The organism is Serratia silvae, from assembly GCF_023282985.1.
GTDB lineage: Bacteria > Pseudomonadota > Gammaproteobacteria > Enterobacterales > Enterobacteriaceae > Chania > Chania silvae.
Genome location: NZ_JAGQDC010000007.1, coordinates 108308 through 128535, shown reverse-complemented (window position 1 = coordinate 128535; position 20228 = coordinate 108308). Strand labels below are relative to the sequence as shown.

At 54.3% G+C, this 20228-nt stretch carries 19 protein-coding genes; 14 read left to right on the top strand and 5 right to left on the bottom strand.

Annotated features, from left to right (window positions below; all coding sequences use genetic code 11):
* Positions 1-8: 8 nt before the first annotated feature.
* Positions 9-785, top strand: a complete 777-nt coding sequence (locus tag KAJ71_RS11010) for a metal-dependent hydrolase (RefSeq protein WP_248945756.1) — start codon at positions 9-11, stop codon at positions 783-785.
* Between the two features lie 338 nt (positions 786-1123).
* Positions 1124-2557, top strand: coding sequence for a PTS glucose transporter subunit IIBC (ptsG, locus tag KAJ71_RS11005; protein WP_248945755.1), 1434 nt, complete (start codon positions 1124-1126; stop codon positions 2555-2557).
* An 83-nt stretch (positions 2558-2640) separates the two neighbouring features.
* On the opposite strand, the gene KAJ71_RS11000 is transcribed toward ptsG, so the two are convergent.
* The 3 genes from KAJ71_RS11000 to KAJ71_RS10990 form a co-directional block, all read right to left on the bottom strand.
* Positions 2641-3396 (bottom strand): SDR family oxidoreductase, encoded by a 756-nt coding sequence (locus KAJ71_RS11000; RefSeq protein ID WP_248945753.1) that lies wholly within the window; start codon positions 3394-3396, stop codon positions 2641-2643.
* 134 nt (positions 3397-3530) lie between these two features.
* The gene (locus KAJ71_RS10995; protein WP_248945752.1) at positions 3531-4247 is read right to left on the bottom strand and encodes a T9SS type B sorting domain-containing protein; all 717 of its coding nucleotides are present in this window, start codon (positions 4245-4247) and stop codon (positions 3531-3533) included.
* A 19-nt stretch (positions 4248-4266) separates the two neighbouring features.
* Entirely contained in the window at positions 4267-4848 is a 582-nt protein-coding gene (locus KAJ71_RS10990; RefSeq protein WP_248945750.1) for a TetR/AcrR family transcriptional regulator, read from the bottom strand.
* A 261-nt stretch (positions 4849-5109) separates the two neighbouring features.
* Here KAJ71_RS10990 and KAJ71_RS10985 point away from each other — a divergent pair, with 261 nt between their 5' ends.
* From KAJ71_RS10985 to KAJ71_RS10945, 9 genes are all read left to right on the top strand, one after another.
* Positions 5110-5400, top strand: a complete 291-nt coding sequence (locus KAJ71_RS10985; protein WP_248945749.1) for a winged helix-turn-helix transcriptional regulator — start codon at positions 5110-5112, stop codon at positions 5398-5400.
* A 148-nt stretch (positions 5401-5548) separates the two neighbouring features.
* Positions 5549-5899, top strand: a complete 351-nt coding sequence (gene hinT / locus KAJ71_RS10980; RefSeq protein ID WP_248945748.1) for a purine nucleoside phosphoramidase — start codon at positions 5549-5551, stop codon at positions 5897-5899.
* A gap of 12 nt (positions 5900-5911) precedes the next feature.
* Positions 5912-6301, top strand: a complete 390-nt coding sequence (locus KAJ71_RS10975) for a YcfL family putative periplasmic lipoprotein (protein ID WP_248945747.1) — start codon at positions 5912-5914, stop codon at positions 6299-6301.
* Between the two features lie 26 nt (positions 6302-6327).
* On the top strand, positions 6328-6909 hold the full coding sequence (lpoB, locus tag KAJ71_RS10970; RefSeq protein WP_248945745.1) for a penicillin-binding protein activator LpoB: 582 nt from the start codon (positions 6328-6330) through the stop codon (positions 6907-6909).
* The gene (locus KAJ71_RS10965) at positions 6890-7753 is read left to right on the top strand and encodes a phosphotransferase (RefSeq protein ID WP_248945744.1); all 864 of its coding nucleotides are present in this window, start codon (positions 6890-6892) and stop codon (positions 7751-7753) included. The genes lpoB and KAJ71_RS10965 overlap by 20 nt, the downstream gene beginning before the upstream one ends.
* A gap of 37 nt (positions 7754-7790) precedes the next feature.
* A complete protein-coding gene (nagZ, locus tag KAJ71_RS10960; protein WP_248945743.1) occupies positions 7791-8810 on the top strand; it encodes a beta-N-acetylhexosaminidase in 1020 nt (339 codons plus the stop codon).
* 76 nt (positions 8811-8886) lie between these two features.
* A complete protein-coding gene (gene ycfP / locus KAJ71_RS10955; protein WP_248945742.1) occupies positions 8887-9429 on the top strand; it encodes an alpha/beta hydrolase YcfP in 543 nt (180 codons plus the stop codon).
* Positions 9430-9761: 332 nt separating this feature from the next.
* Entirely contained in the window at positions 9762-11066 is a 1305-nt protein-coding gene (locus KAJ71_RS10950; RefSeq protein WP_248945741.1) for an NAD(P)/FAD-dependent oxidoreductase, read from the top strand.
* Between the two features lie 300 nt (positions 11067-11366).
* Positions 11367-11891 (top strand): glycine zipper 2TM domain-containing protein, encoded by a 525-nt coding sequence (locus KAJ71_RS10945; protein ID WP_248945859.1) that lies wholly within the window; start codon positions 11367-11369, stop codon positions 11889-11891.
* Between the two features lie 113 nt (positions 11892-12004).
* On the opposite strand, the gene mfd is transcribed toward KAJ71_RS10945, so the two are convergent.
* Together mfd and KAJ71_RS10935 are read right to left on the bottom strand one after the other, a co-directional pair.
* Positions 12005-15481, bottom strand: a complete 3477-nt coding sequence (gene mfd / locus KAJ71_RS10940) for a transcription-repair coupling factor (protein WP_248945740.1) — start codon at positions 15479-15481, stop codon at positions 12005-12007.
* Between the two features lie 356 nt (positions 15482-15837).
* Positions 15838-16818, bottom strand: coding sequence for a threo-3-hydroxy-L-aspartate ammonia-lyase (locus tag KAJ71_RS10935; RefSeq protein ID WP_248945739.1), 981 nt, complete (start codon positions 16816-16818; stop codon positions 15838-15840).
* Between the two features lie 233 nt (positions 16819-17051).
* Here KAJ71_RS10935 and lolC point away from each other — a divergent pair, with 233 nt between their 5' ends.
* Genes lolC through lolE form a run of 3 tightly spaced genes read left to right on the top strand, consistent with a single transcriptional unit; the run spans position 17052 to position 20198 of the window.
* Positions 17052-18254, top strand: a complete 1203-nt coding sequence (gene lolC, locus KAJ71_RS10930; protein WP_248945738.1) for a lipoprotein-releasing ABC transporter permease subunit LolC — start codon at positions 17052-17054, stop codon at positions 18252-18254.
* Entirely contained in the window at positions 18247-18951 is a 705-nt protein-coding gene (gene lolD, locus KAJ71_RS10925) for a lipoprotein-releasing ABC transporter ATP-binding protein LolD (protein WP_248945737.1), read from the top strand. The genes lolC and lolD overlap by 8 nt, the downstream gene beginning before the upstream one ends.
* Positions 18951-20198 carry a lipoprotein-releasing ABC transporter permease subunit LolE gene (gene lolE / locus KAJ71_RS10920; RefSeq protein ID WP_248945735.1) on the top strand — a complete coding sequence of 416 codons (1248 nt, stop codon included), beginning with the start codon at positions 18951-18953 and terminating at the stop codon, positions 20196-20198. Before lolD ends, lolE begins: the two co-directional genes overlap by 1 nt.
* Positions 20199-20228 lie beyond the last annotated feature (30 nt).

Genomic DNA, 20228 nt, shown 5'->3' with positions numbered 1-20228 from the left:
TAATTATCATGTTATTAGTAGATTCTCACTGCCACCTCGACAGCCTGGACTTTGCCACCTTACACCACAGCGTGGACGATGCCCTGGTCAAAGCCAAAGCACAGGATGTGGGTTTTGTGCTGGCGGTTGCCACCACGCTGCCGGGTTATCAGGCGATGACCCAGCTGATCGGTCAACGTAACGACGTCGCCTTTTCCTGTGGCGTTCATCCGTTGAATCTTGAGGGGGGTTACGATTATGCCGAATTGCGCAGTCTGGCAGCGGCAGAGCAGGTGGTTGCCCTGGGGGAAACCGGGCTGGATTACTTCTATCAGCAAGACAATATCCCGTTGCAACAAGAGTCGTTCCGCCAACATATTCGTATAGGCCGGGATCTCAACAAGCCGGTGATTGTGCATACGCGTGATGCGCGTGACGATACGTTGGCCATTCTGCGTGAAGAAAACGCACAGGATTGCGGCGGTGTGCTGCACTGCTTTACCGAGGATTTGCCGACGGCGAAAGCCTTACTCGATCTGGGCTTCTATATCTCGTTTTCCGGCATTGTCACTTTCCGTAACGCCGAGCCGCTGCGCGAGGTAGCCCGTTACGTGCCATTGGATCGTATGCTGGTGGAAACCGACTCGCCATACCTGGCACCAGTTCCCCATCGCGGCAAAGAAAACCAACCTGCCTATGTACGTGATGTTGCAGAATACCTGGCCGTATTGAAGGGTGTGAGCCTGGAAAACCTGGCGCAAGCGACTACTACCAACTTTTCACAGTTGTTTCACATCGATCTATAATCCTTCGCCTAGGCTTAACTAACGCCATAGTTAAGCCAATTCTTTTTAAGCTCGTAATTAATCCTTGAAACGGGTAATGTTCCCACCCGTTTCTGGGGGGCCGCCGGGCAAGTTTTCATCTTTCATCACAAAAAATAGACGATTTTTGAAAAATGACCGGTCAGATTCATCGAAACGTGACTGTCATCAAACATTGTTCAGGGTATTTATTTTACTCTGCGTAAAAATTAAAGGGGTGCTCAGACACCCTGAAAATGCAGGGGTTTTCTCTCCCCCCTCTGCAACGCGAAAATTCGCGAGAAGTAGCAAAGCACTATTACTCAGGAGCACACTCAACTATGTTCAAGAACGCATTTGCCAACCTGCAAAAAGTAGGTAAATCGCTGATGCTGCCGGTTTCCGTATTGCCTATCGCAGGTATCCTGCTGGGCGTCGGTTCCGCCAACTTTAGCTGGCTACCTCTGGTAGTCTCACACGTGATGGCGGAAGCCGGCGGTTCCGTATTCGCCAATATGCCGTTGATCTTCGCTATCGGTGTGGCCCTGGGCTTCACAAACAACGACGGCGTTTCTGCACTGGCTGCGGTAGTAGCTTACGGCATCATGGTGAAAACTATGGCCGTGGTTGCACCACTGGTACTGCATTTGCCAGCCGAAGAGATTGCGGCCAAACACCTGGCGGATACCGGTGTGCTCGGGGGGATTATCTCCGGTGCCATTGCTGCCTACATGTTTAACCGCTTCTTCCGTATTCAACTGCCAGAATACCTGGGCTTCTTTGCCGGTAAGCGTTTTGTACCGATCATCTCTGGTCTGGCCGCTATCATTCTGGGTGTGATCCTCTCCTTCATCTGGCCGCCAATCGGTACGGCTATTCAGACCTTCTCCGAATGGGCGGCTTATCAGAACCCGGTGGTGGCGTTTGGTATCTACGGTTTTGTTGAGCGTTCTCTGGTGCCGTTTGGTCTGCACCACATTTGGAACGTTCCGTTCCAAATGCAGATCGGTGAATACACCAATGCGGCCGGTCAAGTGTTCCACGGCGACATTCCGCGTTACATGGCGGGTGACCCAACTGCGGGTATGCTGTCTGGTGGCTTCCTGTTCAAAATGTATGGTCTGCCTGCTGCAGCGATTGCCATCTGGCACTCTGCCAAGCCGGAAAACCGTGCCAAAGTCGGCGGTATCATGATCTCCGCTGCGCTGACCTCGTTCCTGACCGGTATTACCGAGCCGATCGAGTTCTCCTTCATGTTCGTTGCGCCGATCCTGTACGTAATCCATGCGATCCTGGCCGGTCTGGCGTTCCCAATCTGTATTCTGTTGGGTATGCGTGACGGTACCAGCTTCTCACACGGCCTGATCGACTTCATCGTACTGAGCGGCAACAGCAGCAAAATCTGGCTGTTCCCAATCGTTGGTATCATCTACGGTCTGGTGTACTACACCATCTTCCGTGTGCTGATTGCCAAACTGGATCTGAAAACCCCTGGCCGTGAAGATAATTCTTCCGAGCAGGTGGCTCAGGGCGGTTCTGAAATGTCTGCTGCGCTGGTTCAGGCATTCGGCGGTAAAGAAAACATCACTAACCTGGATGCCTGTATTACCCGTCTGCGCGTTAGCGTGGCCGACGTATCCAAGGTTGACCAGGCTGGCCTGAAAAAACTGGGTGCTGCCGGTGTGGTAGTCGCTGGCTCAGGCGTTCAGGCGATCTTTGGTACCAAATCCGACAACCTGAAAACCGATATGGATGAATACATCCGTAACAACTGATTCAGGTAGGGGAGTTAATGGGGAGGCTTAGGCCTCCCTTTTTTTATGGGGATTATTAATAAAAATAGGGAAGGGGGCATCTTTCAACTCCCTGCCAGACTCCCTACGCCACCGTCGATTAATAGTTCACTGCCCACCATATAACTGCATTCGTCAGACGCGAGGAACACGGCGGCTTTGGCCAATTCCAGCACGGTCCCCATGCGGCCAATCGGTACCAGAGCGTGGATCTCTTCGCGCAATGCCTGTTCAGCCTGTGCCGGTAAGCCCAGCTTGCCCAGCGCCGGAGTTGCCGTTGGGCCAGGACTGAGGCCGTTGACGCGAATACCGCGCGGGTGCAGCTCGGCTGAAAGCGAACGCGCCAAAGACAAAATTCCGGCTTTACTGGCGGCATAGACGCTACTTTGCGCCAGGCCAATATGGGCGCTGACGGAACCACACAGGATCACCGAGGCGGGATTGCCCAGCAATGGCAGCAGAGCCTGGATCAAAAACAGTGGGCCTTTGAGATTGGTGTTCATCAGTTGGTCATATCGCTGCTCATCCCATTCCTGCAACGGCAGGTGCGTGACATCACCGGCATTGATATACAGAATGTCCAATCGGGGCCAGCATTTAGCCAACTGCGCGGCCAAAATCGGCTGTTGATCGATATCCCCGGCATCACTGTGTAACAGTACGACTTCCCCTAGCGTTTCGCCAGCTGCTGTTAACCTGCTTGCGCTGCGCCCAGTGATCGCCACTGTGGCCCCTTCGGCAATAAACTGCCGGGCTGTCTCCAGCCCGATGCCGCTGGTTCCCCCAGTAATCAACGCGTATTTACCTGCTAATCGTGACATAACCCTTCCTCTCGTTGGACAGTTACGCCATTATTGATGTGTTAGTACCTTTTGCATAGTAGGTGCCATTTGGATACTAAAGGACAAGGTGGGATGCAATGGCGTCAACAGTGAAACGAGCGGCAGAAATATATTTAATCGACGATATCAACGACGATCTCTTTTACGATATCTTTCGCTGAAGTTATGGTTGATAGATCGTCAAATAGTTCACCGTTACTGCCATTTGGGCTGCTATGGCCAATGAGTTGCGCCTTAAACGTTTTTTGTTGTGAACTAAGATCAATCACCGCCTGGTAAACCAATGCGGGCTGGCCGCTGCCTTCTTCACCTCCAGAGTAACCGGCATCACCTGGCTTGGCAGATTTGGGGTAGTAATCATTGAAGTCAGTGGAGTGGTTAAATTCTGCTTTTAAAATGAACTGCGCTTGTCCATTTGGTTGCGAGATTTTAAGGTCGAAGTCAGCCGACGGAGTTGCCCCGGTGATAGCATCAGGTAATGGCGCTTTTTTACTTGGTAGATATAAGCCGTCGTTATCTTGTACCCCACGCTTATGACTCCAGTAGGGTAGTGCTTCTTTACGTCGATTGCCGCCGGAAAATATCCATCCCTGTGTGGCAATTTTCTTGCTGACATACACTGTTGAAAGATATCTTCCCTCCATATCTTCTAGCCAGATGGCAATCTGAGGATCGTTTTTGACTTTAATTCCCCAAAATAGTTTAAAAGAATGTTGCCATTGTTCGCCAGTTTTTATATCCACGCTAATATTTCCGTGGGTAAACTGTTTGGTCTCTTGTTGGCATGCAGTAAGGAATAATAAACTGAGTGCGACGGTTGTTTTCTTCATGGTGTTAGCTCCTTGCTATTTAATATATGAGATCTATTAACTTATCTATACCTTGAATGATGTGTTCCCAGCCGGTATCGCTCCGAATATTTATCCCATTATACTCATGGCAGTTTTCTTCTAATAATATCAGATAACTGACCGCTGCACTCGTGATCGTAGCGATGGCTGCGTGCTCGGTTTGGGATACTTTACTAAATTGACTAATAAACTTCGTCAGGCGTAACCCATTTAACTCTCTTTGCTCACGCAATTTATTAATCAGGGGGTTATCTGCAGATAACTCCCAGCGATGAAGGCGCTTTAATGCGATATTTGCTCTCATTTGAGTTATTTGCTCGCGGAACATCTGTTTTAAATATATTTTTATATTTGATTTTTCGGGGAGCTTCTGCGGTAAGTTGATCCAAAAATCATTTTTCTCCATATAACGATATATTAATTCATCCAGTGAATTGAAGTATCGGTATATTAATGCTTTCGAGACGCCAGCTTCTTTTGATACGATATTTACACCAATGTTTTCAAATCCTACTTTCTCAATGAGATGACCTATGGAATCAATTAGTTTTTGCTCCGTTATTTCTCTGTCTTTGACCATTCTCTTATCTCATTAATTCTCTGAAATTTAAAACTCATCTTATGTTACCATGTGGTAACATTGCAAGCGTTTTTTAACCAGATGAGCACAATAGAAAAATCTATTGGGACGTAACCTTGCCACTGATTGACAAGTTACTGCTTCATTGATGCTATAGTACCTTTTAGGTACTAAAGGAAAAGGTAGGATGCAATGGCGTCAACAGTGAAAGGGCCGGTCGAAAAAATTTTTCCACTTCCGCCCGCGGGGGAACCGTGCCCGATGGTGAGCTTCGTCAATTTGATTTCAGGCAAATGGGCGATCCCGATCCTGTATCGCCTGATGGTGATCGACGGCCCGATACGCTTTAGCGAGTTACAGCGCGCGGTTGCCCCAATCGCGCAAAAAGAGCTGACGCGTCAGTTACGCCAGTTTGAACAATGTGGCCTGGTTACCCGTCAGGTGTTTCCACAGGTGCCACCACGGGTGGAGTACCAGATAACGCCACTGGGTAAAACGCTGCGCCCCACGTTGGACTCGTTGGCTGATTGGATGCGTGGCCATGCTCCGTAGTTGATCGGCAGTAAATCATCTAGCTAATACCGGTTTGATTGAGTGATTCTCCATCACTCGATACGGAAAGTGCGCAATCGGGTTGATAGCAGTAGAATTTGTCACGATACTGCGTAAACCAATATTTTCGCTGAACAAGGAGTTCCAGATGGCCGAAGAAACGATTTTCAGTAAAATTATTCGCCGTGAAATCCCTGCCAATGTGGTTTACCAGGACGAACTGGTCACCGCATTTCGTGATATTTCTCCACAGGCACCGACCCATATCCTGATCGTGCCGAACGTGCTGATCCCAACGGTGAACGATGTGACCGTGGAACATGAGGCTGCGTTGGGCCGGATGATCACCGTGGCGGCCAAAATTGCCGAGCAGGAAGGGATTGCCGAAGACGGCTACCGCCTGATCATCAATTGCAATCGTCACGGCGGGCAGGAGGTCTATCACATTCATATGCATTTAGTCGGTGGGCGCGTTCTGGGTCCGTTGTTGTCACGTTAACCGAGGAAGGCCATGCGCTATATCCACACGACGCGTTACTTGATGGCGTTGGTACTCCCCGCCGCAATGTTGATGGGCTGTAGCAGCCCGAAGGGTATCTCGGTCAATGAACGGCAAACGGTGGTGATGGATTCACCGGTACTGACGGCGGGTATTCTGGCGGATAACCCGTCGATTGCCGACGCGTCTGGCCGTCTGCGGGCCAGTTCGGTGCTCAGCAACACTCAGACGACGCCAGTGACCCTCCACTACCGTTTCTACTGGTATGACAAACAGGGGCTGGATATCCTGCCTTTTGAACAGCCGCGCACGGTCACCGTTGCTGCCAATTCAGACGCCGAGATTTATTCGTTGAATAGCAACCTTGATGCCAAACGTGTACGGCTGTATTTATTCTTGTAATTCTTGGTTTATGTGGGAGAAGGGTAATGAAAAAGTTCCTATGGGTGGCGCTGGCCGCGTTGGTGTTAACCGGCTGTCCATCGCGCCCGCCAGAGCCTACGGCTCCGGTGACGGTCGAGCCACAGCCGCAACCAGAGCCTCAGCCTGAACCGTTGCCACCGACCACCGAACCGGTGCCACAGCCGCCGAAGATCCAGCAGCTTGACTGGCTGGGCAGCGTGCAGCCGTTGGTCAATCAGATGTTGAAGGCCGATGGCGTAGCACCTGGCAGCGTATTGCTGTTGGACAGCGTGAAGAACAATACCAATGGTTCATTGAGCATCGGTAACGCCACGTCGGCGCTGCACCAGGCTTTGGCCTCCAACAAAATCTTTGCCGTCGTGCCGGAAGCACAGTTGGCAAGCGCCAAACAGACGCTGGGCCTGTCGGCGGAAGACAGCCTCGGATCGCGCAGCAAAGCCATTGGCCTGGCGCGCATCGTCAACGCGCAATACGTGTTGTATAGCGACGTTAGTGGCGATGTGAAGTCACCGGCAATGGAAATGCAGCTGATGCTGGTACAAACCGGTGAGATCGTCTGGTCAGGCAATGGCGACGTCAAATACTGAATCCCAACTGCGGCGACTCTTGAGTAACAGGCTGCCGGCGGTAAATACCGCCGGTTGTCATTTTAGCCGGGTGCAGGGGTTGACCGGAGAAAGCTGGCGGATCGACGGCGACGATGTGCAACTGCTGGCCCGTCCACAAACGCCGGAAAAACGCATGCTCGGCGTTAACCGTCGGCGTGAGGGGCAAGTACTCAAGCGCGTTGGATTGGGCCTGGGTCCAAAGGTATGGCTACAGAGCCCAGAATGGTTGATCGTCGAATGGCTTGCTGGCGAGAGCGTTGACGAAACGGCGTTTGCTTCCTTCACGGCCAATGGCGAGTTGGCCGAACTGACCGCCCGGCTGCATAACCGTGGGTTGAGTGGTTACCGGCTGGATCTGCAACAGCAGTTTACCCGCTATTGGCAGCAGATCGATCGCCGGCGGGTCACGCCTGCCTGGCTACGCTGGCAGCGCTATTTCATCAGTGGCACCCTGCCGTGCCCGTTGCAGCTGGCACCGCTACACATGGATATTCATGCCGGTAATCTGCTGCTACAGGGTGGGCAACTCAGGCTGATCGACTGGGAGTATGCTGCCGATGGCGATATTGCCCTGGAGCTGGCGGCAATGTTTCGCTTCAATCAATTTTCCCCGGCTGTTAAACAACGCTTTTTAGAGCAATACCAAGCACACGGCTATGCCGATTTGCCGCAGCTGGCCTCACAGGTTCAGCGTTGGTTGCCGTGGGTGGATTACTTGATGCTGATGTGGTGCGAAGTGCGCTGGCAGCAGTGTCGAGATGAGGAGTTTTTGCGTTGGGGCGCAGCGTTATACCGGCGTTTTTGTTTATTATCGTCCAATTAATCATGAATACTGATGTGAGGTGGCCGTGGGCCCAGTAATGCTAGATGTCGTCGGCTATGAGCTGGACGCAGAAGAACGCGAGATTTTAAAACACCCGCTGGTAGGGGGCCTAATCCTGTTTACCCGCAACTTTGCCGATCCGCAGCAGTTGCGTGAGCTGGTTCGCCAGATCCGCGCGGCCTCGCATTCGCGGCTGGTGGTGGCGGTGGATCAGGAGGGCGGGCGCGTGCAGCGCTTTCGCGAAGGTTTTACCCGCTTACCGGCGGCGCAGTCCTTTGCGGCAATCAACGATGCCCAGGAAGGCGGCCGTCTGGCTCAGGAGGCCGGGTGGTTGATGGCCTCGGAAATGATTGCCCAGGATATCGATATCAGTTTTGCCCCGGTATTGGACATCGGCCACGCCAGCGCGGCGATTGGCGAACGTTCTTTCCATAGCGATCCGCAGCAGGCGTTAGTGATGGCTGAACGCTTTATCCAGGGGATGCACAGTGCCGGGATGAAAACCACCGGCAAGCATTTCCCAGGGCATGGTGCGGTCACGGCAGACTCGCACAAAGAAACTCCGCGCGATCCACGGCCATTGGCCCAAATCCGCGAACATGATATGACCATTTTTCGTGAGCTGATCCAACGCGGGTTGTTGGATGCCATCATGCCAGCCCATGTCATCTATACTGAGGCAGACCCGCGCCCGGCCAGCGGCTCACCTTACTGGCTGCAGCAAATCTTGCGTCAGGAGTTGGGCTTTGAGGGCGTGATCTTCTCTGACGATCTGTCGATGGAAGGGGCGGCGATCATGGGCAGCTATGCCGAGCGTGGCCAGGCTGCGCTGGATGCCGGTTGTGATATGATCCTGGTTTGTAATAATCGGGCAGGGGCGGTCAGCGTGTTAGATAACCTGTCCCCGGTCAAAGTAGAGAAATTGCAGCGGTTATATCATCGCGGTCAGTTCACCCGTCAGGAACTGCGCGATTCCGACCGTTGGCAAAAAGCGCATAGTGCGCTGAGTCAATTGCATGAACGCTGGGAAGAGCATAAGCAACGCTCAGCGGGGTGAACTGCCAGGGCGCCGCAAGAAGGCGGCGTTAATAATGGGGGCTGCCAGCGGCCCCCAGCTTGTTGCGAGGAACCACATGATTATTTATTTGCATGGCTTCGATTCCACCAGTCCCGGCAATCATGAAAAGATTCTGCAGTTACAGTTCATCGATCCGGACGTGCGTTTTATCAGCTACAGCACTTTGCATCCCCGCCATGATATGCAGCATTTATTGAAAGAGGTGGACAAGGCGGTTCAGCAGGAAGGGGATGCCCATCCGTTGATCTGCGGCGTGGGTCTTGGGGGCTTTTGGGCCGAACGTATCGGCTTTTTGTGCGGCATCCGTCAGGTGATCTTCAACCCGAACCTGTACCCGGAAGAACATATGCATGGCAAGATCGACCGGCCGGAAGAGTATCGCGATATCGCCACCAAATGCGTGGAAGATTTCCGTGAGAAGAACCGCGATCGTTGCCTGGTAGTGCTTTCTCGTCAGGACGAAGTGCTGGACAGCCAGCGTAGTGCTGAGTTGCTGCACAAATATTATGAAATTGTCTGGGATGAACAGCAGAGTCACAAGTTTAAAAACATCTCGCCACACCTTCAGCGCATCAAAGTGTTCAAAACGTCAACGTAACAGTTTTATAACGCGTCATCGGGCCGTGAACGCTGTTTCCCAAGGGCAGCAATTGCGGCTTTTTTGTTTTTATCGTGCCCGTTTTCGCCGTTTGGTAGCAAAATGCGAAACTGTGATCTCACGCTAACTATCTGAATCACAATCCTCAAAAAATCCCTTCGTCCAGCCTTTAACCAAAAAACTTTGACGTACATCAATTTTGGTATGACCAAATAACCTCTCGTGCTATTCTGGCCTCAGATTGCAGGTTTAACTTAAGCGAACCCTATGTATTCTAAGGATATTATTTATTTACCCTTAGGCAACAATTGGTTCACATTCAGGGGGTCATTTTGACAACACCAAAGAAGAAAATAGTTATTGTCGGCGGTGGTGCCGGTGGTCTGGAGCTAGCAACCAGCCTGGGCCATAAACTGGGTCGTAAGCACAAGGCGGATATCACGCTGGTGGATCGCAACCACAGCCACCTGTGGAAACCGCTATTGCATGAAGTGGCTACCGGCTCCCTGGATGACGGTGTAGATGCGTTGAACTACCTGGCGCATGCGCGTAATCACTTCTTCAACTTCCAACTGGGTTCACTGGTCAATATTGACCGTGAAAAGAAAACGTTGCAGTTAACGCAGATCTGCGATGAGCAGGGCTGTCAACTGGTTCCCGCCCGTGAGTTGAGCTACGACATCCTGGTGATGGCGCTCGGCAGCACCTCGAACGACTTTGGCACCCCAGGGGTGAGGGATAACTGTATCTTCCTGGATAACCCGAATCAGGCGCACCGCTTTCATAACGAAATGTTGAACCTGTTCCTCAAGTTCTCTGCCAATCCGGCAGAGAAAGAGAGCGTGAATATCGCCATCGTGGGTGGTGGCGCTACCGGCGTTGAGCTGTCGGCAGAACTGCATAACGCGGTCAAACAGCTGCACAGCTACGGTTTTGAAGGGCTGGATAACAGCGCCTTGAAGGTTACTTTGGTTGAAGCCGGTGAGCGTATTCTGCCAGCGCTGCCGCCGCGTATTTCCGCAGCGGCGCACCAGGAGCTGAACAAGCTTGGGGTACGCGTATTAACCAATACCATGGTGACCAGTGCCGATGAACATGGCCTGAACACCAAAGGCGGCGAGTTTATCAATGCCGATCTGATGGTATGGGCAGCGGGCATCAAGGCTCCGGACTTTATGAAAGAGATTGCCGGGCTGGAAACCAACCGCATCAACCAGCTAGTGGTTGAGCCAACGCTGCAAACCACCCGTGATGCTAACATCTTTGCCATTGGTGACTGCGCTTCCTGCCCGCGTGAAGGCGGCGGTTTTGTGCCACCACGGGCACAGTCTGCCCACCAGATGGCATCGCGTTGCTATAGCAACATCCTGGCTATGATGCACGATAAGCCGATGAAACCTTACGTTTATAAGGATCACGGTTCACTGGTCTCGCTTTCCCGCTTCAGCACCGTAGGTAGCTTGATGGGCAACTTGATGCGCGGTTCGATGATGGTCGAAGGGCGTATCGCCCGCGTGGTGTATATTTCGCTGTACCGTATGCACCAGGTAGCGCTGCACGGCTATACCAAAACCGGCCTGATGATGTTGGTGGGGGGGATCAACCGTGTGATCCGTCCGCGCTTGAAGATGCACTGATGTTTTAATCCGCTCATTTGGTTGATGAAAACCCACGTAGGCTTGCCGCGTGGGTTTTTTATTGCCGTGATAAAGAGGCAGGCATACTTAGGATTTCTCTTAATTCACCGTTTTTTGCCTCCTTTCAGCGCGTTTTGCTCCCTGAGTCTTATTGTGGGGGTGAACTTCCTTGTGCAAACTTTAGGGCGTTTACAGACGGCGCGTCACGCACGCCGTAAACCGGGGGAGCGTTTGAATGGGAGCTTGCCCGGTGCATAATGCGTGGTAACACATTCAGGAGGATTTCCTGTGAACAAATCAATGTTAGCCGGTGTTGGGATTGGTATTGCGGCCGCTCTGGGAATTGCTGCCGTGGCCAGCCTGGACGTATTTACTCCCGGCCCACAATATGCGCAGGTTCTCGCCGCAACACCGATCAAGGAAACCATCAAAACCCCTCGCCAGGAGTGCCAGAACGTCCAGGTGACCCATCGTGCACCGGTTCAGGATGAAAACCGCATCGCGGGTTCCGTGCTGGGTGCGGTTGCTGGGGGCGTGATTGGTCACCAGTTTGGCGGCGGCCGGGGTCGTGATGTTGCGACTGTGGTAGGTGCGCTGGGGGGCGGTTATGCTGGTCATCAGGTACAGGGGGCCATGCAGGACAACGATACCACCACCAGCACGCAGCAGCGCTGCAAAACGGTGTATGACAAATCGCAAAAAGTGCTGGGTTATGACGTGACCTACAAGATTGGTAACCAGCAGGGTAAAATCCGCATGGATCACGATCCAGGCACCCAGATCCCGCTGGATAAAAGCGGTCAGTTGGTGCTGACCAAGGTCTGATCTTCGGCGTTTACCCCTTACCCCAACCCTCTCCCACTGGGAGAGGGAGCCGTTCTGGCGCCATGATTAGGGAACCGCGTTCCCCTTAAAATGGCGCTGGAACGGTGCGGACATCAAACCGCCAAAGTATGTTCCCGGAATGCAGCTAACAGCTCGCCGATAAACTTCAGTCGTTCTGCCCGGTCGCTAAGATCCAACATAAACTTCAGCTTGGTTGGCCCATCCAGGCGGTAAACCTGCGGTTTGCTTTGCAGTAGGCCAATCAGATAACCCGGATCGACCCGGTTCTTCTCGCCAAACTCGATAAAACCCCCGCGCTCGTTGCCTTCGATACGCTTGATCCCCAGTATCTGTGCCTGTTGACGCATTGCTGCACTTTGCAGCAGGTTACGCGCCGCATCAGGCAACAGGCCAAAGCGATCGATCAGCTCGACCTTCAATTCCTCCAGCTCACCCTCATTTTTAGCGCTGGCAATGCGTTTGTAGAAGGATAAACGGGTATTCACGTCCGGGATAAAGTCATCGGGCAGCAGCGCTGGCATACGCAGTTCCACCTCCGTTTGATTGCTGGTGAGATCTTCCAGCGAAGGTTCACGCCCGTTCTTCAGTGCGTCGACAGCGCTTTCCAACAGCTCCATATACAGCGAGAAGCCCACTGTGGTCATCTGGCCGCTTTGGTCTTCCCCCAGCAGTTCGCCAGCACCACGAATTTCCAAATCGTGGGTGGCGAGCGCGAATCCTGCCCCCAAATCTTCCAGCGTTGCGATTGCTTCCAACCGCTTGTGGGCGTCGGTGCTCATGACCTTCGGGTTCGGCGTTAACAGATAAGCATAGGCCTGATGGTGCGAACGCCCAACGCGGCCACGCAACTGATGCAGCTGCGCCAAGCCAAAGCGATCGGCCCGTTCGATAATGATGGTATTGGCACTAGGGATATCGATGCCGGTTTCAATAATGGTGGTACAGACCAACACGTTGAAGCGCTGGTGGTGGAAATCGTTCATCACCCGCTCCAGATCGCGTTCCCGCATCTGGCCGTGACCAATGGCAATCCGTGCTTCTGGCACCAGCTCCGCCAGGCGTTCGGCGGCCTTATCAATATTCTCGACGTCGTTATACAGGTAATACACCTGGCCGCCGCGCAGTACTTCACGCAGGATGGCCTCGCGCACCACCAGGCTGTCGTACTCACGGACAAAGGTTTTCACTGCCAGACGGCGGGCTGGTGGCGTAGCAATGATCGACAGATCGCGCATGCCGCTCATGGCCATATTCAGGGTGCGCGGGATTGGCGTGGCGGTCAGCGTCAGAATATCTACGTCTGAACGCATCGCCTTGATACGCTCTTTGTGACGTACGCCAAAGCGGTGTTCTTCATCGACGATCAACAGCCCCAGATCTTTCCAGCGCAGATCGCTCTGCAACAGCTTATGGGTGCCGATAATGATATCCACTTTGCCTTCGGCCGCGTCTTCCAGGATCTGCTGCTGCTCTTTGGCACTGCGAAAACGCGACATCATTTCGATGCGGATTGGCCAGGTGGCAAAGCGATCGCGGAAGTTGTCGAAGTGCTGTTGCGCCAGCAGGGTCGTCGGCACCAGTACCGCGACCTGTTTGCCGTTTTCGACGGCCAGGAAGGCGGCACGCATCGCGACTTCGGTTTTACCAAAGCCGACGTCGCCGCACACCAGACGATCCATTGCCAACGGTTGGCACATATCGCTCAGCACCGCGTTGATGGCCTGTTCCTGATCCGGCGTGGTCTCAAACGGGAAAGTCTGGCAGAACAGCTGATACTGATCACGATTATGCTTGAACGCAAAACCGCTCTTGGCGGCGCGTTGGGCGTAGATGTCCAACAGCTCGGCGGCCACGTCACGTACGCGTTCGGCAGCTTTCTGCCTGGCTCGCGACCACACATCCCCACCAAGACGGTGCAGCGGGGCGTTTTCATCGGCCCCCCCTGCATAGCGGCTGATCAGATGCAGGGAAGAGACCGGCACGTACAGCTTGTCTTCACCGGCGTAGGCGAGGATCAGATATTCCGCTTTGATGCCCCCGGCTTCCAGCGTCGTCAGGCCAACGTAGCGGCCAACGCCGTGTTCCAGATGTACCACCGGCTGCCCAGGGTGCAGCTCTGCCAGGTTGCGGATCAGGGTATCGGTATTGATGGTGCGGCGATTATCCTGCCGACGGCGGCTGACGCGTTCACCGAGCAGATCGCTTTCGCAGATCAACGCCCGATCACGCAGCGTATCCAGGAAGCCATGCTCGGAGGCGCCGACCATAATGTAACGTCCCGGCGATACAACCTCATCCAGATGATGGATCAGGCTGGTACTGAGCTTGATACGGCCAAGCAGGTCTTGCAGGGTTTCGCGGCGGCCTTCACTCTCTACCGAGAAGACCACGCCGCCGGTGAAGCTTTCAATAAAGCGCCGCAGATTATCCAGTGGGGCTTTCTGCTGGGCCTGGACGGCCAGATCCGGCAGGGTTTGATAACCCAGGTTGGTGCAACCGGCTTTGGCTGGCAGCTCCTCGGTTTTCAACGCCATTCGCGGCCAGGCTTTCAGTTCGGAAAATAGCGCATCGACCCGCAACCAAAGGGTATCCGGGGCCAGCAGCGGTCGCATGGGGTCGATCCGCCGGTTCTCATAGCGTTGATTGACATCGAGCCAGAAACGTTCGGCGGCGCCTTCCAGGTTACCGGTATTGACGAGCAGCGTATTGGCAGGCAGATAGCTGAACAGCGAGGGTAGCGGCTGGCTGAAGAACAGCGGTTGCCAGTATTCGATACCGGCAGGCCAGGTGCCTTTACTCACTTGCTGATAAATATGTTCGGCGTCGCGACGCACTTCAAACTGTTCACGCCACTGGCTGCGGAACAGCTCAATGGCGGCCTTATCCGTTGGGAACTCGTGCGCAGGTAGCAGATTGATGGCTTCAACTTCACTCAGCGTGCGTTGGTTATCCACATCAAAGGTGCGCAGGCTGTCGATCTCGTCGTCGAAAAAGTCGATGCGATAAGGTTCTTCGCTGCCCATGGGATACAGATCCAGCAATGCGCCGCGCGTGGCAAATTCGCCGTGCTCCATCACCTGATCGACGCTGCGGTAACCTGCCTGTTCCAACTGTGCCCGCAGCAGATCCCGCGATAGCCGCTGGCCCTTCTTCATCACCAACGCATGGCCATGCAGGAACTCATGCGGGCAGACGCGTTGCATCAGCGTATTCACCGGCAAAATGATGATGCCGCGTGCCATGTTCGGCAGGTGATACAGGCTGGAAAGCCGCGCCGAGATGATTTCCTGATGAGGCGAAAAGCTGTCGTATGGCAGCGTTTCCCAGTCGGAAAGGGTGGTCACCATCTGGTCGGTAAACTGCTGGATTTCGTCACGCAGCCGCAACGCATTTTGCATATCCGGGGCGATCAGCATCACCGGGCCGGGATGGCGTTCGGCGATTTCGGCGCATTCAACGGCACAGGCAGAACCGGTGAGCTGCCCTAGCTGGCGTAAATCGCCCGCGCGGTCAGGAAGAGAGTAACGGTAGGAGGATGCGGAGCTGCGGCTTTTATCAGAAATGCTCATTCAGTTATCTTTAATCAATGAATTGAATAACAGTTTTTGTGGTGTTCACCGTGGCGCTTGACGCGTGAATACCACAAAATCCTGTTTGCTTGTCACAAAGAATTACTCATTCCTTATACCCTATGGATTTCAAGTTGGCCGCTCTTGCGCATCCATGCGCTCGCGGCATTCCACAGCTAGGCGCCAAGCTATCTCATCCCCAGGAGCTTACTTTTGTAAGTGACTGGGGTGAGAGAGTGCAGGTAACAACGCTGCAGCTTGAAAGACGACGAGTATACCTTGGTTATACTAGCCCAGCGGCGTATAAACTAACACCGGTAAAAGCGCGAGCAAGCTTCCCGTTGGCGGTAATTTAATCAATCCTGCGCCATGGCGAGGTACTGGCCGATTTTATCGACGTCCACGTTGCCACCGCTGACGATCACCCCGACTTTTTTGCCCCGTAGATCGATGACCTGATTCATCGCCGCCGCAGCAGCCAGGCAACCGGTCGGTTCGACTACCATCTTCATCCGCTCCATAAAGAAACGCATTTGCTGGCATAGCTGTTGGTCGGTCACCGTCAGAATATCTTCCACATAGTGTTGAATGATCGGGAAGGTGAGATTGCCCACCTGCTGGGTTTGCGCGCCGTCGGCAATGGTTTTTGGTACCGGTATCCACACTTTTTCACCGCTTCGGAACGCCTGTTGCACATCGTTGCCCGCTTCGGGTTCGACGCCAAATACCCGGCAACCGGGCGACCAGTGATGTGCTGCAATGGCGCAGCCGGAGAGCAGCCCGCCGCCGCCGGTGCAAACCAGCAAAATATCCAGCGGGCCAACTTCTTCGATCAGCTCTTTAGCTGCGGTGCCTTGGCCAGCTATCACTTGCGGATAATCGTAAGGTGGGATCATCGTTAAGCCGTGTTCCGCCGCTAACCGTTGGGTGATGGCTTCCCGGTCTTCGGTTTGCCGCTGGTAGATCACCACGTTAGCTCCATAGCCGCGCGTTGCCGCTAGCTTGGCGGCAGGGGCGTCATGTGGCATTACGATGGTGACCTTCACCCCAAGCTCACGGGCCGCCAACGCCATGGCCTGCGCATGGTTTCCGGATGAGAAGGCTATCACTCCGGCCTGACGTTGGGCTGGGGTGAGCTGGCTGATGGCGTTATAGGCCCCACGGAATTTAAAGGCCCCAATACGCTGGAAGTTCTCGCACTTGAAAAAGAGTTGGGCACCGGCGATCTCATCCGCCTGACGGGAAGTCATTACCGGCGTGCGGATCGCGTGGTTTTGCAGGATTTCGGCCGCTTTGGCAATATCGGCGGCGGTGATGCTGTGGGACGTAACGGTCATGGCTACCTCATATGGTTGGCATTGATTCGTTCAGTCTATTAATTTGCCCGTTGTAAACGGATTGTCAAACGGTTAAGCGGAACAACCGTGCCATCAGGAAGGTCAAAATCCGGCATTTTCTGTAAAGCCGTGCAAACATGATGAATAAAACCGGCCGGGTGGTTCCATAAACCAGGTAGAGCCTTTATTATCCTTGATCACTTTGCTTAAGCTACGGCAACAAAACGGATTTCATGTATCAACCTGTCGCGTTATTTATTGGCCTGCGTTATATGCGCGGGCGAGCCTCAGACCGCTTTGGGCGGTTTGTTTCCTGGTTATCCACCATTGGCATTACGCTGGGGGTGATGGCGTTGGTGACGGTGCTTTCAGTGATGAATGGCTTCGAGAAAGATCTCGAAAACAACATCCTGGGGCTCATGCCGCAGGCGCTGATCACCAGCAAACAGGGCTCTATCAACCCTGAACAGCTGCCAGCCTCTGCCGTGCAAAACCTGCATGGCGTCACCCGAGTCTCCCCGCTGACTACCGGCGATGTGGTGCTGCAAAGCGCTCGCAGCGTGGCCGTTGGCGTCATGTTGGGGGTTGACCCCCAACAGCCCGATCCGCTGACGCCTTATCTGGTCAACGTTAAACAGCAACAGCTGCAACCGGGCGAGTACAACCTGATTATCGGTGAGCAGCTTGCCGGGCAGTTGGGCGTCAAGCGTGGTGATCGGCTGCGTCTGATGGTGCCGAGCGCCAGCCAGTTCACCCTGATGGGCCGCATCCCGAGCCAACGTCTGTTCACCGTGATTGGCACCTTCCACGCCAATAGCGAAGTGGACGGCTATCAACTGCTGGCGAACCAGCAAGATGCCTCACGTCTGATGCGTTACCCGGCGGGTAATATCACCGGCTGGCGTCTGTTCCTGCAACAGCCGTTGACCGTGGACACCCTAAGCCAGCAAACGCTGCCGGAAGGCACCCAGTGGAAAGACTGGCGCGAGCGCAAAGGCGAGCTGTTCCAGGCGGTGCGCATGGAGAAAAACATGATGGGGCTGCTGCTTAGCCTGATCGTGGCGGTAGCCGCATTCAATATCATTACCTCGCTGGGCCTGTTGGTGATGGAGAAGCAGGGTGAAGTGGCCATTCTACAAACCTTGGGCCTGACGCGGCGGCAGATCATGTCGGTGTTTATGGTGCAGGGGGCCAGCGCCGGGATTATCGGCTCGTTGCTGGGCACGCTGTTAGGCGTTCTGCTTGCCACCAATCTGAACAACCTGATGCCAATCCTTGGCGCGTTGATCGACGGGGCTTCTCTGCCGGTGGCGGTTGACCCTATCCAGGTGACGATCATTGCCGTAGTGGCGATGGCGGTCTCGCTGTTATCCACGCTTTACCCTTCATGGCGCGCTGCCGCCGTACAACCCGCTGAGGCTTTACGTTATGAGTAACCATCCTTTATTGCAGTGTGAGCGCCTGTGTAAAACCTATCAGGAAGGCAACCTGCATACCGACGTGCTGCGCAATGTCAGTTTTGCCATGCAACCGGGCGAGATGATGGCGATCGTCGGCAGCTCGGGTTCCGGTAAAAGTACTTTGCTGCACCTACTGGGGGGGCTGGATTCGCCTACCTCCGGTGAGGTGATCTACAAAGGGCAGTCGTTGAACAAGCTTTCTTCCACTGCCAAAGCGGAGTTGCGCAACCGCCAGCTCGGCTTTATCTATCAGTTTCACCACCTGTTACCGGATTTCACCGCACTGGAAAATGCGGCGATGCCGCTGCTGATCGGCGGCATGAAACCGGCGCTGGCGAAGGAAAAGTCGCTGGAGATGCTGGCGGCCGTGGGGTTGGATAAGCGTAGCAAACATCGCCCGTCCGAGCTTTCCGGCGGCGAGCGTCAGCGCGTGGCGATTGCTCGTGCGTTGGTGAACAACCCTTCTCTGGTATTGGCGGATGAGCCTACCGGCAACCTGGATAAACGCACCGCAGACAGCATCTTCGATCTGCTGGGCGAATTGAACGTACGCCAGGGCACCGCATTTTTGGTGGTCACCCACGATCTCCAACTTGCTAAACGCCTGAGCCGCCAGTTGGAAATGGCAGACGGCCATCTACAGGCACAGCTGACCCTGATGGGGGCCGAGTAATGAGCGCTTCGCCACTTTCATTGCTGATGGCGCTGCGCTTCAGCCGTGGCCGGCGGCGCGGCGGCATGGTTTCGCTGATTTCGGTGATCTCCACCATCGGCATCGCGCTGGGCGTTGCGGTACTGATCGTCGGGCTAAGCGCGATGAACGGCTTCGAACGTGAATTGCAAAACCGTATTCTGGCGGTGGTGCCACACGGCGAGATCGAACCGGTCAAACAACCGTTCACCGGCTGGCCAGAGATCTTGCAACGGGTCGAAAAGGTACCGGGCATTTTGGCTGCGGCGCCCTATATCAACTTTACCGGGCTGATGGAAAATGGCGCTCAGCTACGCGCTGTGCAGGTGAAAGGTGTCGATCCTGCGCAGGAGAGTGAGCTTAGCGCGTTGCCAAAATATGTGCAGGGTGATGCCTGGACCAATTTCAAAAGTGGCGAGCAGCAGGTGATCCTGGGTAAGGGCGTGGCTGAAGCGCTGGGCGTGAAGCAGGGTTCTTACGTCACTGTGATGATCCCCAACAGTGACCCTGAGATGAAACTGTTGCAGCCGAAGCGTATTCGCCTGCATGTCACCGGCATTTTGCAACTAAGCGGCCAGCTCGATCACAGCCTGGCTATGGTGCCGTTGGCGGATGCCCAGCAATATCTGGATATGAGTGACAGTGTCACTGGCATTGCCATCAAGGTCAACGACGTGTTTGCCGCCAACAAGCTGGTACGTGACGCCGGGGAAGTCGCCGATGCTACCGTCTATATCAAGAGCTGGATTGGCACCTACGGCTTTATGTATCGCGACATTCAGATGATCCGCGCCATCATGTATCTGGCGATGGTGCTGGTGATCGGTGTGGCCTGTTTCAACATCGTTTCCACCCTGGTGATGGCGGTGAAGGACAAGAGCGGCGACATTGCCGTGCTGCGTACACTGGGAGCCAAAGACGGCTTTATCCGCGCTATCTTTGTCTGGTATGGCCTGCTGGCCGGGCTGGTGGGTAGCCTTAGCGGCGTAGTGGTTGGGGTGATCGCCTCGCTACAGCTGACCAATATCATCAAGGGCATCGAAAAGCTGATGGGCCACTCTTTCCTGTCTGGCGACATCTACTTTATCGATTTCCTGCCGTCCGAGCTGCACTGGCAAGATGTAGTGATCGTACTGGCTACGGCAATCGTGCTTAGCCTGCTGGCCAGTTGGTATCCGGCCAGGCGTGCCAGCCGCATCGATCCGGCCCGCGTATTGAGCGGGCAGTAATAAAAACCTGGGGCCAGCAATGCGCCCCAT